The organism is Micrococcus sp. KBS0714, from assembly GCF_002008305.4.
Classification (GTDB): domain Bacteria; phylum Actinomycetota; class Actinomycetes; order Actinomycetales; family Micrococcaceae; genus Micrococcus; species Micrococcus luteus.
Genome location: NZ_CP042169.1, coordinates 1,077,030 through 1,097,826, shown reverse-complemented (window position 1 = coordinate 1,097,826; position 20,797 = coordinate 1,077,030). Strand labels below are relative to the sequence as shown.

General features: G+C 73.4%; 17 protein-coding genes, 2 tRNA genes and 1 pseudogene. 3 read left to right on the top strand and 17 right to left on the bottom strand.

The annotated features are described in order from the left end of the window. Nucleotides 1–82: 82 nt before the first annotated feature. Together B1A86_RS05055 and B1A86_RS05050 are read right to left on the bottom strand one after the other, a co-directional pair. On the bottom strand, nucleotides 83–1,162 hold the full coding sequence (locus B1A86_RS05055) for a hypothetical protein (RefSeq protein ID WP_089529318.1): 1,080 nt from the start codon (nucleotides 1,160–1,162) through the stop codon (nucleotides 83–85). A 246-nt stretch (nucleotides 1,163–1,408) separates the two neighbouring features. Further along, nucleotides 1,409–1,481 (bottom strand) — tRNA-Ala (locus B1A86_RS05050). Between the two features lie 170 nt (nucleotides 1,482–1,651). On the opposite strand from B1A86_RS05050, the gene B1A86_RS05045 reads away from it, so the two are divergent. Further along, nucleotides 1,652–2,782 (top strand): oxidoreductase, encoded by a 1,131-nt coding sequence (locus B1A86_RS05045; RefSeq protein WP_060973671.1) that lies wholly within the window; start codon nucleotides 1,652–1,654, stop codon nucleotides 2,780–2,782. 86 nt (nucleotides 2,783–2,868) lie between these two features. On the opposite strand, the gene B1A86_RS05040 is transcribed toward B1A86_RS05045, so the two are convergent. The 11 genes from B1A86_RS05040 to B1A86_RS04990 all read right to left on the bottom strand — a co-directional run bounded on the left by B1A86_RS05040 (nucleotide 2,869) and on the right by B1A86_RS04990 (nucleotide 13,620). Beyond that, nucleotides 2,869–2,944: transfer RNA gene (locus B1A86_RS05040), tRNA-Ala, on the bottom strand. A 121-nt stretch (nucleotides 2,945–3,065) separates the two neighbouring features. Then, on the bottom strand, nucleotides 3,066–3,731 hold the full coding sequence (locus B1A86_RS05035) for a histidine phosphatase family protein (protein ID WP_036381588.1): 666 nt from the start codon (nucleotides 3,729–3,731) through the stop codon (nucleotides 3,066–3,068). A 12-nt stretch (nucleotides 3,732–3,743) separates the two neighbouring features. Continuing rightward, nucleotides 3,744–4,169 (bottom strand): ribosome silencing factor, encoded by a 426-nt coding sequence (gene rsfS / locus B1A86_RS05030; RefSeq protein ID WP_036316941.1) that lies wholly within the window; start codon nucleotides 4,167–4,169, stop codon nucleotides 3,744–3,746. Beyond that, nucleotides 4,166–4,813, bottom strand: a complete 648-nt coding sequence (gene nadD / locus B1A86_RS05025) for a nicotinate-nucleotide adenylyltransferase (RefSeq protein WP_041104890.1) — start codon at nucleotides 4,811–4,813, stop codon at nucleotides 4,166–4,168. The genes rsfS and nadD overlap by 4 nt, the downstream gene beginning before the upstream one ends. Nucleotides 4,814–4,887: 74 nt before the next feature. Beyond that, complete coding sequence (locus B1A86_RS05020; protein ID WP_010078833.1) at nucleotides 4,888–5,109, bottom strand: hypothetical protein; 222 nt, start codon at nucleotides 5,107–5,109, stop codon at nucleotides 4,888–4,890. 79 nt (nucleotides 5,110–5,188) lie between these two features. Beyond that, nucleotides 5,189–6,538 (bottom strand): glutamate-5-semialdehyde dehydrogenase, encoded by a 1,350-nt coding sequence (locus tag B1A86_RS05015; RefSeq protein ID WP_078026095.1) that lies wholly within the window; start codon nucleotides 6,536–6,538, stop codon nucleotides 5,189–5,191. A gap of 72 nt (nucleotides 6,539–6,610) precedes the next feature. After that, nucleotides 6,611–7,816 carry a glutamate 5-kinase gene (gene proB, locus B1A86_RS05010; RefSeq protein ID WP_078026094.1) on the bottom strand — a complete coding sequence of 402 codons (1,206 nt, stop codon included), beginning with the start codon at nucleotides 7,814–7,816 and terminating at the stop codon, nucleotides 6,611–6,613. Between the two features lie 3 nt (nucleotides 7,817–7,819). Continuing rightward, nucleotides 7,820–9,367 (bottom strand): GTPase ObgE, encoded by a 1,548-nt coding sequence (gene obgE, locus B1A86_RS05005; RefSeq protein WP_020622077.1) that lies wholly within the window; start codon nucleotides 9,365–9,367, stop codon nucleotides 7,820–7,822. Nucleotides 9,368–9,536: 169 nt separating this feature from the next. After that, entirely contained in the window at nucleotides 9,537–9,794 is a 258-nt protein-coding gene (rpmA, locus tag B1A86_RS05000; RefSeq protein WP_002853915.1) for a 50S ribosomal protein L27, read from the bottom strand. A gap of 51 nt (nucleotides 9,795–9,845) precedes the next feature. After that, nucleotides 9,846–10,151: a 50S ribosomal protein L21 gene (rplU, locus tag B1A86_RS04995; RefSeq protein WP_002853919.1), complete on the bottom strand. Its 306-nt coding sequence runs from the start codon at nucleotides 10,149–10,151 to the stop codon at nucleotides 9,846–9,848. A 232-nt stretch (nucleotides 10,152–10,383) separates the two neighbouring features. Further along, on the bottom strand, nucleotides 10,384–13,620 hold the full coding sequence (locus tag B1A86_RS04990) for an Rne/Rng family ribonuclease (protein WP_223247533.1): 3,237 nt from the start codon (nucleotides 13,618–13,620) through the stop codon (nucleotides 10,384–10,386). 397 nt (nucleotides 13,621–14,017) lie between these two features. Between B1A86_RS04990 and B1A86_RS04985 the strand changes: the two genes are divergently transcribed. Further along, nucleotides 14,018–14,677 carry a vitamin K epoxide reductase family protein gene (locus B1A86_RS04985; protein ID WP_078026092.1) on the top strand — a complete coding sequence of 220 codons (660 nt, stop codon included), beginning with the start codon at nucleotides 14,018–14,020 and terminating at the stop codon, nucleotides 14,675–14,677. Nucleotides 14,678–14,763: 86 nt separating this feature from the next. Here the strand turns inward: B1A86_RS04985 and ndk are convergent, their stop codons facing one another. Further along, a complete protein-coding gene (gene ndk, locus B1A86_RS04980; protein WP_012750845.1) occupies nucleotides 14,764–15,186 on the bottom strand; it encodes a nucleoside-diphosphate kinase in 423 nt (140 codons plus the stop codon). 75 nt (nucleotides 15,187–15,261) lie between these two features. After that, nucleotides 15,262–15,606 carry a DUF4233 domain-containing protein gene (locus tag B1A86_RS04975; protein ID WP_354436019.1) on the bottom strand — a complete coding sequence of 115 codons (345 nt, stop codon included), beginning with the start codon at nucleotides 15,604–15,606 and terminating at the stop codon, nucleotides 15,262–15,264. Between B1A86_RS04975 and B1A86_RS11915 the strand changes: the two are divergent. After that, nucleotides 15,581–15,643 (top strand): annotated as a pseudogene (locus B1A86_RS11915) (hypothetical protein); the annotation flags it as partial. The gene B1A86_RS04975 and the pseudogene B1A86_RS11915 sit on opposite strands and share 26 nt — an antisense overlap. 115 nt (nucleotides 15,644–15,758) lie before the next feature. On the opposite strand, the gene B1A86_RS04970 reads toward B1A86_RS11915, so the two are convergent. After that, nucleotides 15,759–17,312 carry a folylpolyglutamate synthase/dihydrofolate synthase family protein gene (locus tag B1A86_RS04970; RefSeq protein WP_078026090.1) on the bottom strand — a complete coding sequence of 518 codons (1,554 nt, stop codon included), beginning with the start codon at nucleotides 17,310–17,312 and terminating at the stop codon, nucleotides 15,759–15,761. Continuing rightward, nucleotides 17,312–20,728 carry an isoleucine--tRNA ligase gene (gene ileS / locus B1A86_RS04965; protein WP_138976794.1) on the bottom strand — a complete coding sequence of 1,139 codons (3,417 nt, stop codon included), beginning with the start codon at nucleotides 20,726–20,728 and terminating at the stop codon, nucleotides 17,312–17,314. The genes B1A86_RS04970 and ileS overlap by 1 nt, the downstream gene beginning before the upstream one ends. Nucleotides 20,729–20,797: the final 69 nt, after the last annotated feature.

The window sequence follows — 20,797 nt, the reverse complement described above, 5'->3', positions numbered from 1 at the left end:
GCCACGTGTCAGGCCGGCACGGACGCGCCGCCCCTGTGTGTGAGAGGGGCGGCGCGTCGACGGATCTGTGCGCGGCGGATTTTCAGTCGGTCAGGCCCAGACGACGGCGGGCCGCGACCAGCACCCCCGCGGCGGCGGCGCCGAGGCCGGCCAGCCACCAGCCGGTGGACTGCCCCGTCTCGACGGTGTCCGGGGTCGTGTGCTGCTCGTCGGCGTCGTCCTCGACCGGAGCGGGCTGCTCCTCCTCGTCCTCCGGAGCCGGGGCGGCCTCGTCGGCCCGGAACGCGGCGAGCGCCGCGGCGGTGTCCGGGTCGGTCAGGTCGAGCGGCTTCCCGTTGAGGACGCCGTCCTCGGCATCGAGGAAGCCGTCGTACGCGGCGGAGATCTCCTCGCCGACATGCACGGTGACGGTCTGGACGTGGGCGACGTGGTCGCTGTGGAAGTCGACGGTGAAGGTGTCCGTACCGACGAAGCCCTCGTCGGGGATGTACCAGGCACGGAGCTCGGAGTGCTCCGAGTCACGGAACGCGAAGACCTCACCGTGGGCCGGCTCGGCCACGACCGCCGCGTAGGCGTCCTCCATCGTCGGCGCGGCGACCAGGTGGACGATCTCAGCGCCCGCCACCCCGGGAGCCAACTGCATGGCCGAGTCCCAGACCAGGGGCCGGTCCCCGAGGTCGGCCGTCTGCGGGCCGTCGACGGCGTGCACGGCCGCCCCCTGATCGTCGGCGAGGTCGGCGTCCGCCTGGAGCGTGATGCCCATGTTCAGCATCTGCCCGTCCACCTCCACGTCGTACCGCACGAGGCCTTCACCGGCCGCGCCGAGCGCGCGGCGGGTCTCCAGGACGTCCACCGCGCCGCCGTCGATGACGTCCAGGGCGGTGAACTCCACCTCCTGGCCGCCCTCCAGGCGGGTGCCGTCCTCGGCCACCGGGGTGAGCGTGAGCGTGAGGTCCTCCGGGTCGTAGCCGTCGTAGGTCTGGAAGAAGGCGGCGGTGACGTTCTCGTGGTCGACGGCCTGGAAGTAGCCGGCCTGGGGGCCATGGGCGTCGTCCCAGGCCGCGGCGGGGCCGGCGAGGGCGACGGTGGTGATGAGGCCGGCGGCGGCGACGGCGGCGGGCAGGTGACGGAGGGAGGGACGACGGGTACGGATGACGGACATGGCAGATCCTCACTGAGTCGGCCGGACAGGGGTGGCGGTCCCCGCCTCTGCAGCACCGGTGGTCCGGGCTCCACGGGTGGAGACGCCTCGAGTCTGTCCGCCGAGAGCCTGCCGTGAAAGGGCTGTGCGACGTCGATGCGTGATCGACGCTGGACCGCAACCCGGTCGTGACCGGTGGTTCTCGACGGCGAGCTGGCCGTCACGACGACGAAGGCCCGGTCCGCACGGACCGGGCCTTCTGACGGGTGGAGGTAAGGGGATTCGAACCCCTGACCTTCTGCATGCCATGCAGACGCGCTACCAACTGCGCCATACCCCCAGGTGGGTGGTGACTCCGTTTCCGGCGGACCGGCCGGAGCACCTGAACAGAATACCCGGCCTGCGGCAACCGCGCAAACCGGCCGGGCGGCGTCGATGGACCGCCGCGACGCCACGGCCTAGCGTGCAGGAGACGCCCCCATGCCCCCCCGCCAGCCCAGGAGGTCCTGCATGTCCCGCACTGACGCACCGATCCGCACCGCCCTGATCGGCTACGGGTTCGCCGGGAAGACGTTCCACGTCCCCCTGCTCCACGCCACGGAGGGACTCGCTCTCACCCATGTCGTCTCGAGCCGCCCGGACGCGGTGCACGCGGACCTGCCGGACGTCGTCGTGGTGCCTGACGTGGACAAGCTCCTGGCTCGCCACGACGTGGACCTCGTGGTGATCGCCGCCCCGAACGACCAACACGCGCCGCTCGCGCGCACGGCCCTGAGGGCGGGTAGGCACGTGGTGGTAGACAAGCCCTTCACGCTGAGTCTCGCCGAGGCGCGGGAGCTTCGCGACCTCGCGGTCGAGACCGGGCGGGTGCTGCGGGTGTTCCAGAACCGCCGCTTCGACAGCGACTTCCTGGGCATCGCCGAGCTGGTCCGCTCCGGCCGGCTCGGGGACGTCGTCCACCTCGAGTCCCGGATCGACCGCTTCCGCCCGACCGTCCGGGACCGCTGGCGGGAAGCCGCGGTGCCCGGGGGCGGCATCTGGTTCGACCTCGGACCGCACCTGGTCGACCAGGCGCTCCTGCTCTTCGGTGTCCCCGAACGCGTAGACGCCGACCTCGCGGCCCTGCGTCCGGGCGCCCCGGTCGAGGACTGGGCGCACTGCGTGCTGCAGTACCCGGGCCGGCGCGTGGTCCTGCAGGCGTCGATGCTCGTGGCCGGCGGCAGCCCGCGCTTCGCGGTCCACGGCACGCGTGGCTCCGCGGTGAAGGAACTGCCGGATCGGCAGGAGGTTCAGCTGCGCGCTGGTCTGCTCCCCGGCGCCGAGGGCTGGGGCGTCGATCCGGACCCGATCCTCCTGCACGACGGGGAGGGGAACACCGAGCGCGTCCCCGCGCCGATCGGAGCCCAGCAGCGGTCCTACGCGGGCGTGCGCGACGCGATCCTGGGCCGCGCGAGCAGCGACGCCGCCACCCCCGACCAGGCCGTCGCCGTGATGGCGGTGCTCGAGGCCGCCGTCGCCTCGGCGCGGGAGGGCCGTGCGGTGGAACCCGCACTCACGGCGGCGGAGCGCGCAGCGTACCCCGGCGTGTCCCCCGCACCGACCGCGGCGGAGCGACATCACCGCAGTGCAGAACCGCGGTGATGTCGCGGGGCGGCGGTCGCCTCCCGGCCCCGCACGGGAGTCCGACGACGACGAAGGCCCGGTCCGTGTGGACCGGGCCTTCTGACTGGTGGAGGTAAGGGGATTCGAACCCCTGACCTTCTGCATGCCATGCAGACGCGCTACCAACTGCGCCATACCCCCAGATGTGGGCGCCACCCGCGATCTTCACGCGCCGTTTCCGGCCCGTTCGCCTCGCTGGCAACTCGACCAGCGTACACGGTCCCCGTGCGGGCGCCAAATCGGCGTCCGGGCCGGGGCGCCCTCAGATGCCGTAACCCTCGAGGGTCCAATCGCCCCAGCCCTCGGCCCCGGTGTCGGCAGTGAACGCGCCCTGCAGCACGGCGGCGCGGGCGTTGCCGATCCGTTCCATCGCCGCGAAGGCCTCGCCCTCGTGACGCAGGAGCAGCCCCGTGGCCGCGCGGATCAGCGCACCGTGGGCCACGACGAGCAGGGTGTGGGCACCACCGTCGCGCGGGGTGTCCGCCCAGTGCGGGGGAACGTGTCCGCGCAGCGCACGCAGGGCCCGCTCGCCGCCCCCGCGCAGGGTCTCCCCGCCCACGGGGCCGGCGTCGAGCGCCGGCTCGGCCCGCCAAAGGCGGTGCTCGTCCGGCCAGCGTTCCGCGATGGCACTGAGCTCCAGGCCCTCCCACTCTCCCCCGGCCAGCTCCATCAGCTCCGGGTCGACGGCCACGGACGCCGCGCCCACCCGGGCCTCGAGGACGATCTCGGCCGTGCGGCGCGCCCGGGCCAGCGGGGAGCACACGGCCACGAGCTCCTCCGCGTCCTCGACCAGGTCACCCACGGGCCCGCCGGCGGCGCGGCGGGCCTGGCGCTCCCCCTCGGCGTTCAGCTCGATGTCCGTGTGCCCCTGGTAGCGGTCCAGGACGTTCCAGTCGGTCTCGCCGTGACGCAGCAGGATCAGGCGCATCTCCCGGCCCGCTCAGGAGGCGTGCGAGGCGGAGGCGCCGTCGTCCTGGGTGGCCGCGTCCGGTCGGGTGCTCTCCTCCGGCAGGCCGAGGTCGATCGCCGGGGTGTCCTTCCACAGGCGGTCCAGCGCGTAGAACTCGCGGTCCTCGCGATGCTGGACGTGCACCACGAAGTGTCCGTAGTCGAGCAGCACCCAGTGGCCGTCGGACCGGCCCTCGCGACGCAACGGCTTGAGCTGCTCGTCCTTCAACAGCGCCTCCTCGACGCCGTCGACGATCGCGTTGACCTGACGCTCCGAGGCGCCGGAGGCGATCAGGAAGGCGTCGGTCAGGCCGAGCCGCTCGGCGACGTCGAACGCGACGATGTGCGTGCCGAGCTTGTCCGCGGCGGCGGCCGCGGCGGTGGTGAGGGCGTCCAGGGTGGTCTGGGGAACGGTCACGAGGTCTCCTCTTCCGAGACGTAGAGGTGGTGCTTGGCGATGTATTGGACGACGCCGTCCGGGACGAGATACCAGACGGGCCGGCCCCGGCGGACGCGCTCCCGGCAGTCCGTGGAGGAGATCGCCATGGCGGGGATCTCCATCAGGGAGACGTCGGCGCCCAGGCCCATGTCCGAGAGGTCGTGGCCGGGACGGGTGACACCGACGAAGTGCGCCAGGTCCCAGAGTTCGTCCACGTCCTTCCACGTGAGGATCTGGCCCATCGCGTCCGCGCCGGTGATGAAGAACAGCTCGGCGTCCGGGTGCAGGCGGCGCAGGTCCCGCAGCGTGTCCACGGTGTAGGTCACGCCGGGGCGGTCGATGTCCACGCGGGAGACGGTGAACCGGGGGTTGGAGGCGGTGGCCACCACGGTCATGAGGTAGCGGTCCTCGGCCGGGGAGACCTGCCGGTCCGACTTCTGCCACGGCTGACCCGTGGGGACGAAGACGACCTCGTCCAGCTCGAACTCGGCGGCCACCTCGGAGGCGGCCACGAGGTGCCCGTGGTGGATCGGGTCGAAGGTGCCGCCCATGATGCCGAGGCGACGACGGCGCGCGCCCCCGGCGGTGGGCGCGGGCACGGGGGTGCGGGAGGCGACGGTCATGCGCTCAGGAGACGAACGGACGGCCCGCCACGCAGCCCCCGGCAGGGGCGACGACGCGGCGGGCCGGTGAGACGTCAGTGACCGGAGGTGTGCGAGCCGCGGCCGGTGCCGTGGTGCTGGACCGCGGTGGTGGGCTCGGGCAGGCGCAGCGCGCGGGAGCGCATGGACATGGTGGCGGCCAGGGCGGCCATCAGCAGCGCGAAGACGAGCAGGCCGTACCAGATGGGGTCCATCGGCAGCTCATTGACGACGTGATGGCCCTCGGCGGCGGCCAGGATCAGGGAGGTGTTCAGCATGGATGCTCCTCGGTGCAGCGGGTCAGACGGCCGGGCCGGGGCCGGGCCGAAGGGGTCCTGGTGTCCATCGTAGCCCGGCTCAGCGGCGGATCTGCCCGTCGCCGCGCAGGATCCACTTGGTGGTCGTGAGCTCCTCCAGGCCCATGGGCCCGCGGGCGTGCATCTTCTGGGTGGAGATGCCCACCTCGGCGCCGAGGCCGAGCTCGCCGCCGTCGGTGAAGCGCGTGGACGCGTTCACGATGACGGCCGCGGCGTCCACCTCGGTGATGAACCGCTCGGCCGCGGCCAGGTCGTTCGTGACGATGGCCTCGGTGTGGCCCGTGGACCACCGGCCGATGTGCTCGATCGCCTGGCCGAGGGAGTCCACGACGCGCACGGCCATCTCCATGTCCAGGTACTCGGTGCCCCAGTCCTCCTCCGTGGCGTCCACGGCGTCCCGGGCGTGGTCGCCGCGGTCGGCGAGCGTGGGCAGCCAGGCCCGCGCGGCCTCGTCCACGTGCAGCAGCACGCCGGCACGGGTGAGGGCGCGCAGCACTTCTCGGCCCGTCTCCTCCGCGTCCCGGTGGAGCAGCAGGGTCTCGGCCGCATTGCACACGGAGGTGCGGTGGGTCTTCGAGTTGAGCGCGATGTCCACCGCCATCTGCTTGGGTGCGGAGGCGTCCACGTACAGATGCACGTTGCCCTCACCCGTCTCGATCACGGGCACCCGGGCCTCGCGGACCACGCGCTGGATCAGCTCACGGCCGCCGCGCGGGACGAGGACGTCCACCGCGCCACGGGCGGCCATCAGGGCGGCGACGCCGGGACGTCCGAGATCGTCGATGCCCTGGATGATGTTGGCGTCGAAGCCCTGGTCCACGAGCGCCTCGCGCAGCACCTGGATCAGGACCGCGTTGGTGGACTCCGCGGCCGAGCCGCCGCGCAGGATCACGCCGTTGCCCGACTTCAGGGCGATGCCGGCGATGTCCACCGTGACGTTCGGACGGGCCTCGTACACGGCGCCCACGACGCCCAGGGGCACCCGCACCTGGCTCATCCGCACGCCGTTGGGCAGCGGGCCGCCGCGGACCACGGTGCCCACGGGGTCCGGCAGGCCGGCCAGGGTCTCCAGGGCGAGGGCCAGCGCCTCGACGCGCGCCTCGTCCAGCTTGAGGCGGTCCAGCATGGCCGCCGAGGTGCCGGTCTCGCGGCCGCGGCTGCGGTCCTCGCGGTTGGCCGTGAGGATCGCGGCCGTGTTGGCGCGCAGCGCCTCGGCCATGTGGCGCAGGACGGCGTCCTTGCGGGCGCGGCCGGCGACGGCCAGCTCGGGCACGGCCTGACGCGCCCACTCGGCCCGCTGGCGGACGGCCTCCTCGACCTCGGGCGTCGGCGCCTCGGCGTCCTGGCGGCCGGACTGATCCTGGGGTGCGGTGCTCTCGGTGGTCTGCATGCCGCCAGCCTATCGAGCGCCCCGGACGAGGCACGAGGCCCGGTCCGTCGACTCGGCCGGAGCCCGTGCCGGTCAGCGCTGCGGCGGAGCCAGGCGCACCCAGTCGTCGGCGTGCACGACGACGCCGTCGTAGCCCGCGCCGAGGTCCTCGCGGAGGTCGGCGGTCGTCCGCCCGAGCATGGCGGGCAGCTGCGACGAGGAGTACTGCACGAGGCCGCGCGCCCGCACCCGGCCATGCGCATCCACGATCTCGACGACGTCGCCCGGCGTGAAGGCGCCCGTGCAGCCGGTGATGCCCGCGGCCAGCAGGGAGCGGCCGCGGTCGATCGCCCCGGCCACCGCGCCGTCGTCGATGATGAGCCGACCCCGGACCTCCGCCGTGAGGCCGAGCCACGCCGCGCGGGCGGACCGGCGGCGGCCGGTGGCGGAGAACCACGTGCCCACGTCCTCCCCCGCGAAGGCGGCGCCCGCATTGGCGGCCGAGGTCAGCAGGGTCGGGATGCCGGTGGTGGCCGCGATGCCGGCCGCGTCCACCTTGGTCACCATGCCACCCGTGCCCACACCGGCAGAACCGGGCACGCGCACGTCGACGCCGGACAGGTCGTCGTCGGAGGTCACCTCGGGGATACGCCGCGCGTCCGGGTTCGAGGGGTGGCCCGTGTAGAGGGCGTCCACGTCGGAGAGCAGGACCAGCAGGTCCGCCTTGCAGAGGTTGGCGGTGAGGGCCGCGAGGCGGTCGTTGTCGCCGAAGCGGATCTCGCGCGTGGCCACGGCGTCGTTCTCGTTCACGATCGGCATCACGTCGAGCGTGAGCAGCCGCGCGAGGGCGCGGTGCGCGTTCGTGTACTGGGTGCGCCGCATGAGCTCTTCGGCGGTGAGGAGCACCTGCGCCACCTCCGTGTCGTGCCGGCCGAAGCTCGTGGTGTAGTGCGCCATGAGCTTGCTCTGGCCGACCGCCGCCGAGGCCTGCTGGGTGGCGGTGTCCTTGGGGCGGCGGCTCAGCCCGAGGTGCGGGAAGCCGGCCGCGATGGCGCCGGAGGACACGAGCACCACCTGGGTGCCCTTCTGCCGCTCGGCGGCGAGGACGTCCACGAGCCGGTCGATGGCCGCCACGTCCAGGCCGTCCGGGGTGGTCAACGAGGACGAGCCGATCTTCACGACCACTCGGCGTGCGGCCTGCATCGTCTCCCGCGAGGTCACGGGGTTGGCCTGCGGGTCCTCAGAGCCGCGCGTGGCGGGGGTCGGATAGCGGGTGACGACGGTGCGCCGCACGGACATGGATCATCCCTCTCGATCGTCGGTGTCGGTCCACAGGCCGGAGCGTCGCTCGGCCTCCATCTCGGCCCGGGTCGCCGCACGGGCGGCCCGGCGGGCATCCTGCTCGGCGCGCTTCTCCGCGCGGGTCGCGCGGGTGCGCTCGTCGAGCCGCAGGTCGGTGCCCCGGGGCCCGGCGAGCAGCTCGGCTCCCGCGGACAGCGTGGGCTCCCAGTCGAAGACGACGCCCGTGACGTCGTCGCCGATCACGACGGCGTCGCCCGGCCTCGCACCGGCCTTGAACAGGCCGTCCTCGACGCCGGCCCGCTGGAGCCGGTCCGCAAGGTAGCCGATCGCCTCGTCGTTCTGGAAGTCCGTCTGGGCGACCCACCGCTCGGGCTTCTCGCCGCGCACGCGGAACAGCGGCTCGAGGTTGCGCTCCTCGCGGCGGATCGTGAATTCGGCCCGCTCGCCACGGCGGCGATGCCGGCGCGGCACCTCGACGGGCGCGGCCGGCGCGGGCTCGACCACCCGGGAACGGGCCTCCGCCACGAGCTCGGCCATGGCGTACTTGAGGGCGTCCAGGCCCTCGCGGGCCAGCGCGGAGATGTCGAAGACCCGTAGGCCACGGCCCTCGAGCTCGTCGCGGACCATGTCCGCCATCGCGGCGCCGTCGGGCAGGTCGGTCTTGTTCAGGGCGATGAGGCGGGGCCGCTCGTTCAGCGGTACGACGCCCTCCCCGCCCTGGGAGAAGACGGGCTCCACCGCGTAGGCCTCGAGCTCGGCCTCGATGGCCTCGAAGTCGGCGATCGGGTCGCGGTCGGACTCGAGGCTGCCGCAGTCGAGGACGTGCACGAGCGCGGCGCAGCGCTCGACGTGGCGCAGGAACTCCAGGCCGAGGCCGCGGCCCTCCGAGGCACCGGGGATCAGGCCCGGGACGTCGGCCACGGTGAAGCGCACGTCGCCGGCCTGCACGACCCCGAGGTTGGGCACGAGCGTGGTGAACGGGTAGTCCGCGATCTTGGGACGGGCCGCAGACAGGGCAGCGATGAGGGAGGACTTGCCGGCCGAGGGGAAGCCCACGAGCGCGACGTCCGCCACGGTCTTGATCTCGAGCGTCAGGTCCCGGCTCTCCCCCGGCAGGCCGAGCAGCGCGAAGCCGGGCGCCTTGCGCTTCACGGAGGCCAGAGCCGCGTTGCCGAGGCCGCCCTGACCGCCGGCGGCGGCGACGTAGGTCGCGCCCTCCCCCACGAGATCGGCCACGATGTTGCCCTGCTCATCCTTGACCACCGTGCCGTCCGGCACGGGCAGCACGAGCGACTGGCCGTTCTTGCCCTCGCGGTGGTCGCCCATGCCCGGCTGGCCGTTCTCAGCGGACCGGTGCGGGGCGTGGTGGTAGTCCAGCAGCGTGGTGGTCTGCGAGTCCACCACGAGGGTGATGTCGCCGCCGTCGCCCCCGTCGCCGCCGTCGGGGCCACCCAGGGGCTTGAACTTCTCGCGATGCACGGAGACGCACCCGTGCCCGCCGTTGCCGGCGGTGAGGTGGAGGACCACGCGGTCCACGAAGGCTGCCATGGGAGTGCTCCTAGGGGCTGGAGGGATCGGACTCAGACGGCCCAGGGGCCGGAGACGCCGACGGCGGGGGCGGGTCCGGTGGATGCCGGGCCCGCCCCCGCCGGGGCGTCAGGGGGTGCGGGTGTCCTCGCCGGGCGAGGGTCCGCACGCAGACCGCACGAGTGTCAGATCACTCCGCGGCGGGGACGATGTCCACGACCTTGCGGCCGCGGCGCTGGCCGAAGGCCACGGAGCCCGCGGACAGCGCGAAGAGGGTGTCGTCCTTGCCGCGGCCGACGTTGCGGCCCGGGTGGAACTTGGTGCCACGCTGGCGGACGATGATCTCGCCGGCGTTGACGTCCTCGCCGCCGTAGCGCTTGACGCCGAGGTACTGCGGGTTCGAATCGCGGCCGTTCTTCGAGGAACTGCCGGCCTTCTTATGTGCCATTGCTGTTGCCTAACCTCTCGGATGCTCGGTTTCGCCGGTGCCGGTGACGGCTCAGGCGATCCCGGTGATCTTGACCGTGGACAGCTCAGAGCGGTGGCCCTGGCGCTTCTTGTAGCCGGTCTTGTTCTTGTACTTCATGATGACGACCTTCTTGCCACGGGAGTGGGAGACGACCTCGGCGGTCACCTTCACACCGGCGGCATCGGCGCCAGCCTTGACCTCGTCCCCGTCCACCAGCATCAGAGCGGGCAGCTCGACGGAGCCACCGGTCTCAGCGGGAACGCGGTCAAGGGTAACGAGGTCTCCGACGGAAACCTTCTCCTGGCGGCCGCCAGCGCGGACAATCGCGTACACCACTTGGGACTCACTTCTCTCGACGTTTCAACGGATCAGATCGGGTTCTGCTCGCCCGCACCTCGACCGCGGCTGCGTCCGGGTCCGGCGGTCCCTCACCGGGACATGCGGGAGCGTGCGGGCGGTGAACACCGATGGTCCAGCATACTCGCTGCCGGGCATCCGGACCAAACAGAGGCGTGTCGGCGCGTCGCCGCCGCCCGGGGCAGGCCCGGGGCGGCGGCACCGACGACGGTCAGCGGCCGCGACGGGCCAGGTCGGCGGCCTTCACTCCGACGCCGAGCATCACCGGGGCGGCACCCTGCGGCTCGGCGGGGGTGGACGCCTCGGCCACGGCCGCGGTGAAGCGGCCGCCCTGGGCGCCGCCGGGCGCGGCCTGGACCTGGACGTGGACGCCGTCGGACGACACGGCGCGACGCGAGCGCCGGCGCGGCGATCCAGGCACCGGGGCGGTCGGAGCCGCCTGGGCCTCGGTCGGGGCGTCCGCGGCGGACGCCTGGTCCGCGTCCGCCGTGGGCTCCGCCGTCGGCTCGGTCGCCGCAGGCTCCACCATCACGGCCTCCTCGACGGCGGCCGGGGCGGCGGGCTGCTCGTGGACCTCGGTGGCGTCCGTGGACTCCTCGGGCGAGGGCTCGGTGGCCTCCACCGGAGCCGCGTCCGTGCGGTCGGCCGTCCGCTCGGCGGACGCGTCCGCACCGGCGGCCGGACGGACGACGCCGTCGCTCGAGGCCCGGCGGGACCGGCGGCGCCGGGGCGCCGGGGCATCCTCGGCGGGCACGGGCGCCGGGGCATCCTCGGCAGGCACAGGCTCCGATGCGACCTCGGAGGACACGGCCACCGAGGAGTCGGCGTCCGCGGCCTCGTGCCGCGACGGCGTCGCGCGCTCCGCACCGTGGTCCTCGGCGTCGGCGTCGGCCTCGGTCGAGGCCGCCTCGCCGCCTCGGCGAGACCGCCCGCGGCCACCCCGGCGACGCCGGGACCGGCGGGGACGGTCGTCCTGCTCAGCCGCGTCTTCCGGGGACTCGGCCTCGGCGTCGGCCTCCGCCTCCGCGACGGCGGCCACGGCCTCCTCGGCCTGCACGACCGGGTCCTGGTGCTCGGGGGCCGCGGCGGCGGCCGGCTCGGCCGCCTCCTCCTCGGTCTGACGGGTCTGACCGGCGGACTCGGCGGGGCCGTCGTCGTGCGACCGCGCGGCATCCTCGGAGCCGGCATCCTCGGCGCCGGTGTCCCCCGACTCCTCAGCGCGGCCCCGGCTGCGGCGGCGGCCCCGACGACGCCGGCGACGCGGCGTCTCCTCCTCGTCCGTCCCGGCCGGCTGCCCGGCCTCCGCGGGCCCGGCCGACGCGGCCTCGACGGCCTCGGCCGCGGAGTCCTCGGCGGCGTCCGCCGCCTGCTCGGCGGGGGCGGACTCCTGGGCGGGGGCCTCGTCCTCGGCCACCTTGCCGGAGGCCTTCGCGATCGAGTGCAGGGCGACCCGGGCGGCCTCGGCCCGCTCACGGCGCTGCCGCTCGTCCTCCGAGTCGGCGTGCTCGGCGCCCGTCGTCGTGGCCGCGGCGGCGTGGGCGTGCTCGCCCTCGCCGTCGCCCCGACGCCGGCGACGACGGCGGCCCTCCGCCTCGCCGCGCTGCTCACCGCCGGAGCGGCCCCGCTCGACCGGCGTGTCCTGGATGAGGATGCCGCGGCCGGCGCAGTGCTCGCAGGTCTCCGAGAACACCTCCACGAGCCCGGTGCCCATGCGCTTGCGCGTCATCTGGACCAGGCCGAGCGAGGTCACCTCGGCGACCTGGTGCTTCGTGCGGTCCCGGCCCAGGCACTCCACGAGACGGCGCAGCACGAGGTCGCGGTTGGCCTCGAGCACCATGTCGATGAAGTCGATGACGATGATGCCGCCGATGTCCCGCAGGCGCAGCTGCCGGACGATCTCCTCGGCGGCCTCGAGGTTGTTCTTGGTGACGGTCTCCTCGAGGTTGCCGCCGGAGCCCGTGAACTTGCCGGTGTTCACGTCCACCACGGTCATGGCCTCGGTGCGGTCGATCACGAGCGAGCCGCCGGAGGGCAGGTACACCTTGCGCTCGAGCGCCTTGTGGAGCTGCTCGTCCACGCGGTGGGTGGCGTACAGGTCCTCGCCGTCGTGGTCCTCCGGCACCCAGTGGTGCAGACGGCCCAGCAGGTGCGGGGCCACGTAGGTCACGTAGGCCTCGATGTTGTCCCACGTGGCCTCGCCCTGCACGAGCATGGCGGAGAAGTCCTCGTTGAAGACGTCGCGGACCGTCTTGATGGTCAGGTCCGGCTCGGCGTAGAGCAGCTCGGGGGCGAGCACCTTGGTGCCGGACGCCTTCTCCTGGATGCCCTCCCACTGGGCGCGCAGACGGTTGATGTCGTTCTGCAGCTCCTGCTCGGAGGTGCCCTCGGCCGCGGTGCGCACGATCACGCCGGCGTCCTGCGGCAGGTGGTCCTTGAGGATCTTCTTCAGACGCGAGCGCTCCACGTCCGGCAGCTTGCGGGAGATGCCGGTCATCGAGCCTCCCGGCACGTACACGAGGTAGCGGCCGGGCAGGGAGACCTGGCTGGTCAGACGGGCGCCCTTGTGGCCCACCGGGTCCTTGGTGACCTGGACGAGCACGGTGTCGCCGGACTTGAGCGCGTTCTCGATCTTTCTCGGCTTGCCGTCCAGCTGGGCGGCGTCCCAGTTGACCTCGCCCGCGTAGAGCACGGCGTTGCGTCCGCGGCCGATGTCCACGAACGCGGCCTCCATGGACGGCAGCACGTTCTGGACCTTGCCCAGGTACACGTTGCCGATCATCGAGTCCTGCGTGGTGTGCGAGACGAAGTGCTCGGCCAGCACGCCGTCCTCGAGCACGGCGATCTGGATGCGCTGGTCGCGCTGGCGCACCAGCATCTTGCGGTCCACGGCCTCGCGGCGGGCCAGGAACTCGGCCTCGGTGATCACGGTGCGGCGACGCCCGCCCGAGCGGGAGTCGCGGCGGCGCTGGCGCTTCGCCTCGAGCCGGGTGGATCCCTTGACGCTCTGGACGGTGTCCGAGGCGGTGCCGACGGCCTGGCGCGGCGCGCGCACGCGGGTGACGGTGTGCTCGGGATCGCCGGCCTCGCCGCCGTCGAGCTCCATGTCCACCTCACCGCGGCGGCGTCGGCGGCGCCGCCGGGAGACCACGGCGCCCTCGGCCCGGTCCTCGGACTCTCCGGCGTCCTCGTCCTCGGAGCGCTGCCGGGACGTGGTCTCGGTGCGCAGGACCTCGATCAGGTTCGCCGGCACGGCGAACGGGTCGGTCGGGTCGACCTGCAGCGTCGGCGCGCTCGGCTCCTCGGCCGGGTCCGCGGCGTCGTCGGACGCGGCGGTCCGCTCCGGCTCCGCCCCGTCGGCGGTGTCCGCCGCGGTCTGCGTCACGGCCTGCTCGGCCGTCTCTTCCACGCGTTCGTCTGCGCGGGTCGTGTCCTCGTTGTTGGCCGCCATGGCAGCACCTCCCGCCGACCGACGACGCCACACTCGCCGCCGCCCGGCGTGTCCGCGTCCGCCGCCGGCCGCGTTGCCCCGGGCGCCGTGCGCCACGGGTGCGCCGGGAGGCGGACTCCGAGAAGTCATCGGGTGGACCGCGTCGACCGTCAGGGCCCGGCGCGGAACCGCTGCGCCCTCGAGATCGGGGCCTGGGCGTCACGTGCCGTCCGCCGGCCGGCGCACGGACGCGCACGGGCGAAGCCCGGCGTCCACCTCCCGCACGATGCTCGACGCGGGGGCGCCTCGGCGGCGGCCCGACGTCGGGCGCGCAGCGGGCTGCCCCGCGGTGTGGCCACGGGACGGCCAGGGCCGATTCTCTCACATCCGCCCCGGGCACGCGCCTAGAATCGTGTCCATGCCTGCGACCCCGCTGACGGACGACATCCGCCTCTCCCCCGCCGACGACATCCCCGCCGAGGAGGCCCGGCTCACCTGGTACGCCCGGCCCGCGGGCACGGCGGCGCTGCTCCTGATCACCTCGCTCGTGGCGCTGACGGCCACCATCATCATCATCGTCGAGCGCACCCTCCTCACCGCGGACCCGACGCACCGCACGTCCTGCGACCTCAACCCGTGGGTGTCCTGCGGCCAGGTGATGCAGTCGTGGCAGGCCCACACCTTCGGCTTCCCGAACACGTACATCGGCGTGGTCGCGTTCTCCGTGCTCATCACCGTGGGGATGTCCCTGCTCGCCGGCGCCCGCTTCGCCCGCTGGTACTGGCTGCTGATGAACGCGGGGATCCTGGCGGGCTTCGCGTTCTGCGTGTGGCTCTGGTACTCGGCCGTCTACAGCATCGGCACGCTCTGCCTCTACTGCATGATCGTGTGGGCCATGGTCATCGCCCAGCTCGTGCTTGTGACGTCCCGGAACCTGCAGACCGGCACGCTGCCGGCCCCGGCCGGTCTCGTCCGCCTCGCCCGGGAGCTGGCCTGGCCCGTGATCGTGCTCCTCTACGTCCTGGTGTTCGCCTCGATCCTGCTGGAACTGGGCCTCGGGGTCGTCGGGATCGACTGAGCCTAAGCTCCCCCACCGGACACGACGACGGCGGCCGGTCACCCCACCAGGGTGACCGGCCGCCGTCGTGCGGGCCCGGAACGGGCTCAGCCGAACCAGATCGCGAGCTCGCGCTCGGCCGAAAGGGTCGAGTCCGAACCGTGGACGAGGTTCTTCTGGACGGCCTCGCCCCAGTCCCGGCCCAGGTCGCCGCGGATGGTGCCCGGGGCGGCCACGGTGGGGTCGGTCTTGCCGGCCAGCGAGCGGAACCCCTCAATCACCGAATCGCCCGTGACGCGCGCGGCCACCACGGGGCCGGAGGCCATGAACGCCACCAGCGGCTCGAAGAACGGCTTGCCCTGGTGCTCCTCGTAGTGGCGCTCCAACATGGCGCGGGTGGGCGTGAGCATCTTCAGGTCGGCGATCACGTAGCCCTTGCGCTCGATGCGCGCGAGGATCTCGCCGACCAGGTTGCGGGCCACCCCGTCCGGCTTGATGAGGACGAGGGTCTCTTCGGTGTGGTGCGTCATGGGGTGTGCTCCTAGCGTCGTCGGACGGCCGCGAGCGCGGCCCGGTTCCCGCTCCACCCTAGTGGGGCCCGGGACTCAGCGTCCGTGCTCGGCCTCCCAGGCGGCCTCGAGGCGGTCGCGCTGGGCGTTCTCGACGTCCATGGCACCGCCCTTGATCACGGCGTACGCCCACGTCAGCGCGAAGAGGGCCCCCACCACGAACATCGAGTACTCCCAGAAGCCGGAGGCCAGCAGGACGGCCTGGATCGCCCAGCCGATCGCGATGCCGACGGGCTTGCGCACCAGGGCGCAGGTCAGCACCGCGACGACGGCCAGCGCGGAGTAGCCCGCCACGAACCACCAGGCGCCCGGCTCGTCCCGGTGCATGCCGAACAGCATGAGTCCGAGGAAGAAGATGAGCACCGCCTCGAGCATGAGGATCGTGGAGGTGAACAGGGCGCGCACGGAGCGTCGGCGCCGGCGAGTGCCGGGGCGCCACTGCCGCTGGGCTCGCGTCTCGCGCTCGGGGCGCCAGGGCTCGTCGCCGAAGCGCCCCTGCTCCGTGGCGCCTCCGGTCTCCGGCTGGTCGGGGGTCATCGGTCCTCCTCCGGCCGGCGGCGGGCGCCGGCGTCGTCGCGGTCCTCGAGCAGCTCGAGGATCTCCGGGTCCAGATCGTCTTCGTCGGCGTCCGCCAGCCCGACGGCGTCGAGCAGGTCGGCGGGGTCGAGGCCGCGGGCGGCCACGGTGACGGGGCCGGCATGGCGGGGCTCGCCCACGAGGGTGCGGACCTCGGCGGCCAGGGTGATCGAGCCGAGCACGAGCACGCCGCCGCCGGTGCCGGAGGCCAGTTCGTCCGCGCTCGTCTCGAGGGCCTCCGCGCGGCCGACCGCCCACTCGAGGGCGTCCGGCACGGACTCGGTGGCGTACACGTCGTCCTCGGGCCAGCCGGCGTCGACGGCCATGCGGGCCAGCTCCCCGGCCGGGATGGCGCGGGCCGAGGAGGACTGCGTCACCGCGAGGTCCTCCACGTCGTCGCCGAACGCCCGGTAGAGCGCCGCGAGCATGCCCGGCGCGTCCTTCTCCTGGAGGATCCCGACGACCAGCGAGAGGCGGGTGAAGCCGAACGCCTCCTGCACCGCACGGGCCGTGGCCCGCACGCCGTCCGGGTTGTGGGCGGCGTCCACGATGAGCGTGGGGGCGGTGCGCAGCACCTCGAGCCGGCCGGGCGAGGTGACCTGGGACAGCCCCTCGCGCAGCAGCTCCTCGTCCAGCGGTCGCTCGCCGCCGCCCAGGAACATCTCCAGGGCCGCCACGGCCACCGCGAGGTTCTGCGCCTGGTGCTCCCCGAGCAGCGGCAGGAACAGGTCCCGGTACTCGGCCGCGAGGCCACGCACGGACACCTGCTGGCCGCCCACGGCCAGGGAGCGCTCGAGCACGCCGAACTCGACGCCCTCGAAGCGGAACGGCACGTCGGCCGCCTGCGCCGCCTCGAGCAGCACCTGGGCGGCGTCGCGCTCCTGGGCGGCGGAGACGAGGGCGCCGCCGGGCTTGATGATGCCGGCCTTCTCCTCGGCGATCTCGGCCTCGGTCTCCCCCAGCAGGTCCGTGTGGTCCAGGGAGATGGGGGTGACCACGGAGACGACGGCGTCCGCGACGTTGGTCGCGTCCGTCACGCCCCCGAGGCCCACCTCGAGGACGACGACCTCCACGGGCTCGTCCGCGAACACCGCGAAGCCCAGCGTGGTGACCGCCTCGAAGTACGTCAGCGGGACCTCGCCCGCGGCCTCGAGCTCCGCGTCCACGGTCTGCACGATCGGGAGGATCTCCCCCCACACGCGCACGAAGGTCTCGTCGGCCACCGGGGCGCCGTCGATGCTGATCCGCTCCGTGACACGCTGCAGATGCGGCGAGGTGTAGCGCCCGGTGCGCAGCCCGTAGGCGCGCAGGACGGCCTCGACCATCCGCGCCGTGGACGTCTTGCCGTTGGTGCCGGTCAGGTGGATCACCGGGGCCGCGTGCTGCGGGTCGCCGAGCAGCGCGAGCACGCGCCGCATCGGCTCGAGCCGCGGCTGCATCTTGTTCTCCGGGGCGCGGGCGAGCAGGTCCCGGTAGACCTCCTCGACCGTGCCCGGGGCGTCCCCGCGCATCACGCGTCCGCCTTCGCGACGGAGACGGCCACGGTCTTCATGGCGTCGTCGGCCGGGTCCTTGCGCGGGTCGGCCGCACCGGAGTCCACGAGCTCCAGGTCCACCGTGAGGGTCTCCTCCGCGACGAGGCCGCGGTGGGCCTCGAGCGCCGCCACGACGGCGGTGGGGCCCTCGATCCGCGTGCGCACGCGGTCGGAGACGTCCAGGCCGGCGTCCTTGCGGGCCGCCTGGACGGCGCGGACCACGTCCCGGGCGGTGCCCTCGGCGGCCAGCTCCGCGGAGACCTCGGTGTCCAGCACGAGGAAGCCGGCGGTGCCGGGCAGCACGCCCACCGCGGTCCCCTCGGGGGCGCCGGTGGAGACGGTGCGCAGCTCGTAGAGCGCGGGGGCCAGTGTCACGGTCTCGCCGTCGGCGAGCGTGACCGCCAGGCCCTCGGCCGTCTCCTCGTACGCGCCGGCGTCGACCGCCTGCTTCACGAGCGGCACCTGCCTGCCGAACGCCTTGCCGAGCTCGCGGAAGTTCAGCTTCAGCTCCGTGCCGATGCCGTAGCGGGCGATCGCCTCCTCCGAGAGCTCGGTGAGCTCGACGTCCTTGAGGTTCAGCTCGTCCGCCACGATGCGGGCGTAGGTGCCCTCGAGGCCCGCCGCGTCCGGGACGACGACGGACAGGCGGGGCAGCGGCAGGCGCACCCGGCGCCCGGCCCCCTTGCGCAGGGCCGAGCCGGCCGAGCTGATGCGGCGCACCGCGTCCATCCGGGCCACGAGGGAGTCCGCCTCGGGCCCGTGGGGGAACAGGTCGGCGTCCGGGTAGTCGGTCAGGTGGACCGAGCGGCCACCGGTGAGGCCGCGCCAGATCTCCTCGGCGATCAGCGGCATCAGCGGTGCGGCGGCCCGGGTGAAGGCCTCGAGAACGGTGTAGAGGACGTCGAAGGCGACGGTGTCCTCGTCGAAGAACCGCTCCCGGGACCGGCGGATGTACCAGTTGGTCAGCGTGTCCATGAAGCCGCGCAGCGCGTCCGTGGCGTCCGAAACCTCGTAGGCGTCCAGGCCGGCCTTGACCTCCCGCAGCATGCGGCCCGCGGCGGCCAGGATGTACTGGTCCAGGGGGTCCTCGGCGGTGTGCCGCTCCTGCGCGCGGTACCCCTCGGGGCGGGCGCCGCCGTCGTGCGCGGTGTTCGCGTACAGGGTGAAGAAGTGGTACGCGTTCCACGCCGGCAGCAGCACCTGGCGGACGCCCTCGCGGATGCCCTCCTCCGTGACGATCAGGTTGCCGCCGCGCAGGATGGGGCTGGCCATGAGGAACCAGCGCATGGCGTCCGCGCCGTCGCGGTCCAGGACCTCCGTGACGTCCGGGTAGTTGCGCAGCGACTTGGACATCTTCTGCCCGTCCGAGCCGAGCACGATGCCGTGCGAGATCACGTGGGAGAAGGCCGGCCGGTCGAACAGGGCGGTCGCCAGGATGTGCATGGTGTAGAACCAGCCGCGCGTCTGGCCGATGTACTCCACGATGAAGTCCGCCGGGTTGTGCGTGGGGAACCAGTCCGCGCGCTCGAACGGGTAGTGCACCTGGGCGTACGGCATGGAGCCGGAGTCGAACCAGACGTCCAGCACGTCCTCGACCCGGCGCATGACCGCACCGGCCGCGGCGGCCTCGGGGTCCGGGTGGGGGCGGGTGAGGTCGTCCACCCACGGGCGGTGCAGGTCCACCTCGCCCTCGGCGTTGCGCGGCAGGCGGCCGAAGGCCTCCTCGATCTCCGCGAGCGAGCCGTAGACCTCCTGACGGGGGAAGTCGGGGTGGTCGGACTCCCACACCGGGATGGGCGAGCCCCAGTACCGGTTGCGGGAGATGGACCAGTCGCGCGCGTTGGCGACCCACGTGCCGAACTGCCCGTGCTTCACGTTGCCGGGGATCCAGGTGATCTCCTCGTTCAGCTCGAGCATGCGCTCCTTGATCTGGGTGACCTTGACGTACCAGGACGTCACCGCGCGGTAGATCAGGGGCGTGCGGCACCGCCAGCAGTGCGGGTAGGAGTGCTCGTAGGAGGCTTCGCGGGCCACGCGGCCCAGGGCGCGCAGGGCGCGGATGATCGTGCGGTTGGCCTCGAAGACCTGCACGCCGGCGATCTCGCGCAGGTCGCCGCGCCCGACGTCCTCGCGGGCGAACAGCGGCAGGAACCGGGCACCGGAGTCCACGGAGAGCATCACGGGGATGCCGTTGGCCTCGCACACGCGCTGATCGTCCTCACCGTAGGCCGGCGCCTGGTGGACCACGCCGGTGCCGTCCTCGGTGGAGACGTAGTCGTCCACGAGGATGCGGTGGGCGCCCTCGACGCCGAGGTCACGGCCGTTGACGGTGAAGGTCTCCCCGCGGTGGGCGTCGAACACGTCCGTGAACAGCGGCGCGTAGGCCAGGCCGCCGAGGCGGGCGCCGGGGATCGTCTCGGTGACCGCGGCGCGGGCGGCGTCGGCGTCGGCGTAGCCGAGCTCCCTGGCGTGGGCGCCCACGAGGTCCACGGCCAGGAGGAAGCGGTCCCCGTCCGCGGTCGCGCCCTCGGGGCCGGCCGGCACCACGGCGTACTGGATCTGGGGGCCGACGGCGAGGGCCGCGTTGGTCGGCAGCGTCCAGGGCGTGGTGGTCCAGGCCAGGACGTGGACGCCGGCCAGGTGCGCGGCGAGCGCCGCGTCGGCGCCGCCGTCGGGCACGAGGGCGGGGTCCGCCGGGAGGCCGGTGATCGGGAACGTGACGGTGACCGAGGGGTCCTGGCGCATCTTGTAGACGTCGTCGTCCATGCGCAGCTCGTGGTTGGACAGCGGGGTCTCGTCGTTCCAGCAGTAGGGCAGGACGCGGAAGCCGCGGTAGGTCAGGCCCTTGCGGTGCAGCTCGGAGAAGGCCCAGATCACGGACTCCATGAAGTCCGGGGTGAGGGTCTTGTAGTCGTTCTCGAAGTCGACCCAGCGGGCCTGGCGGGTCACGTAGTCCTGCCACTGGTCCGTGTACTTCAGGACCGAGGAGCGGCAGGCGTCGTTGAACGTGTCGATGCCCATGGCCTCGATCTCGGACTTGTCCGTCATGCCCAGCTGCTTCATCGCCTCGAGCTCGGCGGGCAGGCCGTGGGTGTCCCAGCCGAAGCGGCGCTCCACGCGGCGGCCCTGCTGCGTCTGGTAGCGGGCCACGAGGTCCTTGACGTACCCGGTGAGCAGGTGGCCGTAGTGCGGCAGGCCGTTGGCGAAGGGCGGGCCGTCGTAGAAGACGAACTCGTTCTGCGAGCCGTCCTCGTTCCGGGTGGGACGCTGGTCGATCGAGGCCTGGAAGGTGCCGTCCTCGTCCCAGTACGCCAGGATGCGGCGCTCGATCTCCGGGAAGCGCGGGGAGGCGGGGGTGCGGCCGTCAGGGGCGGAGGAGGCGAGGGGGTACACGGGGGTCCTTTGCGTCCGGGGCGTCGGTTCCGTGCAAGGACGCCCGGGGGCCCGACCCTCCGGCCGGCC

Bases quoted from the DNA above. Each gene is read 5' to 3' on its own strand.
- proB (WP_078026094.1), bottom strand. From the start codon at position 7,816: ATGTCCGTGCGGCGCACCGTCGTCACCCGCTATCCGACCCCCGCCACG.
- ndk (WP_012750845.1), bottom strand. From the start codon at position 15,186: ATGACGCACCACACCGAAGAGACCCTCGTCCTCATCAAGCCGGACGGG.
- B1A86_RS05015 (WP_078026095.1), bottom strand. From the start codon at position 6,538: ATGCAGACCACCGAGAGCACCGCACCCCAGGATCAGTCCGGCCGCCAG.
- B1A86_RS05055 (WP_089529318.1), bottom strand. From the start codon at position 1,162: ATGTCCGTCATCCGTACCCGTCGTCCCTCCCTCCGTCACCTGCCCGCC.
- rpmA (WP_002853915.1), bottom strand. From the start codon at position 9,794: ATGGCACATAAGAAGGCCGGCAGTTCCTCGAAGAACGGCCGCGATTCG.
- nadD (WP_041104890.1), bottom strand. From the start codon at position 4,813: ATGACCGTCGCCTCCCGCACCCCCGTGCCCGCGCCCACCGCCGGGGGC.
- B1A86_RS05045 (WP_060973671.1), top strand. From the start codon at position 1,652: ATGTCCCGCACTGACGCACCGATCCGCACCGCCCTGATCGGCTACGGG.
- obgE (WP_020622077.1), bottom strand. From the start codon at position 9,367: ATGGCAGCCTTCGTGGACCGCGTGGTCCTCCACCTCACCGCCGGCAAC.
- B1A86_RS04990 (WP_223247533.1), bottom strand. From the start codon at position 13,620: ATGGCGGCCAACAACGAGGACACGACCCGCGCAGACGAACGCGTGGAA.
- B1A86_RS04970 (WP_078026090.1), bottom strand. From the start codon at position 17,312: ATGCGCGGGGACGCCCCGGGCACGGTCGAGGAGGTCTACCGGGACCTG.
- B1A86_RS05020 (WP_010078833.1), bottom strand. From the start codon at position 5,109: ATGCTGAACACCTCCCTGATCCTGGCCGCCGCCGAGGGCCATCACGTC.
- B1A86_RS04985 (WP_078026092.1), top strand. From the start codon at position 14,018: ATGCCTGCGACCCCGCTGACGGACGACATCCGCCTCTCCCCCGCCGAC.
- B1A86_RS05035 (WP_036381588.1), bottom strand. From the start codon at position 3,731: ATGCGCCTGATCCTGCTGCGTCACGGCGAGACCGACTGGAACGTCCTG.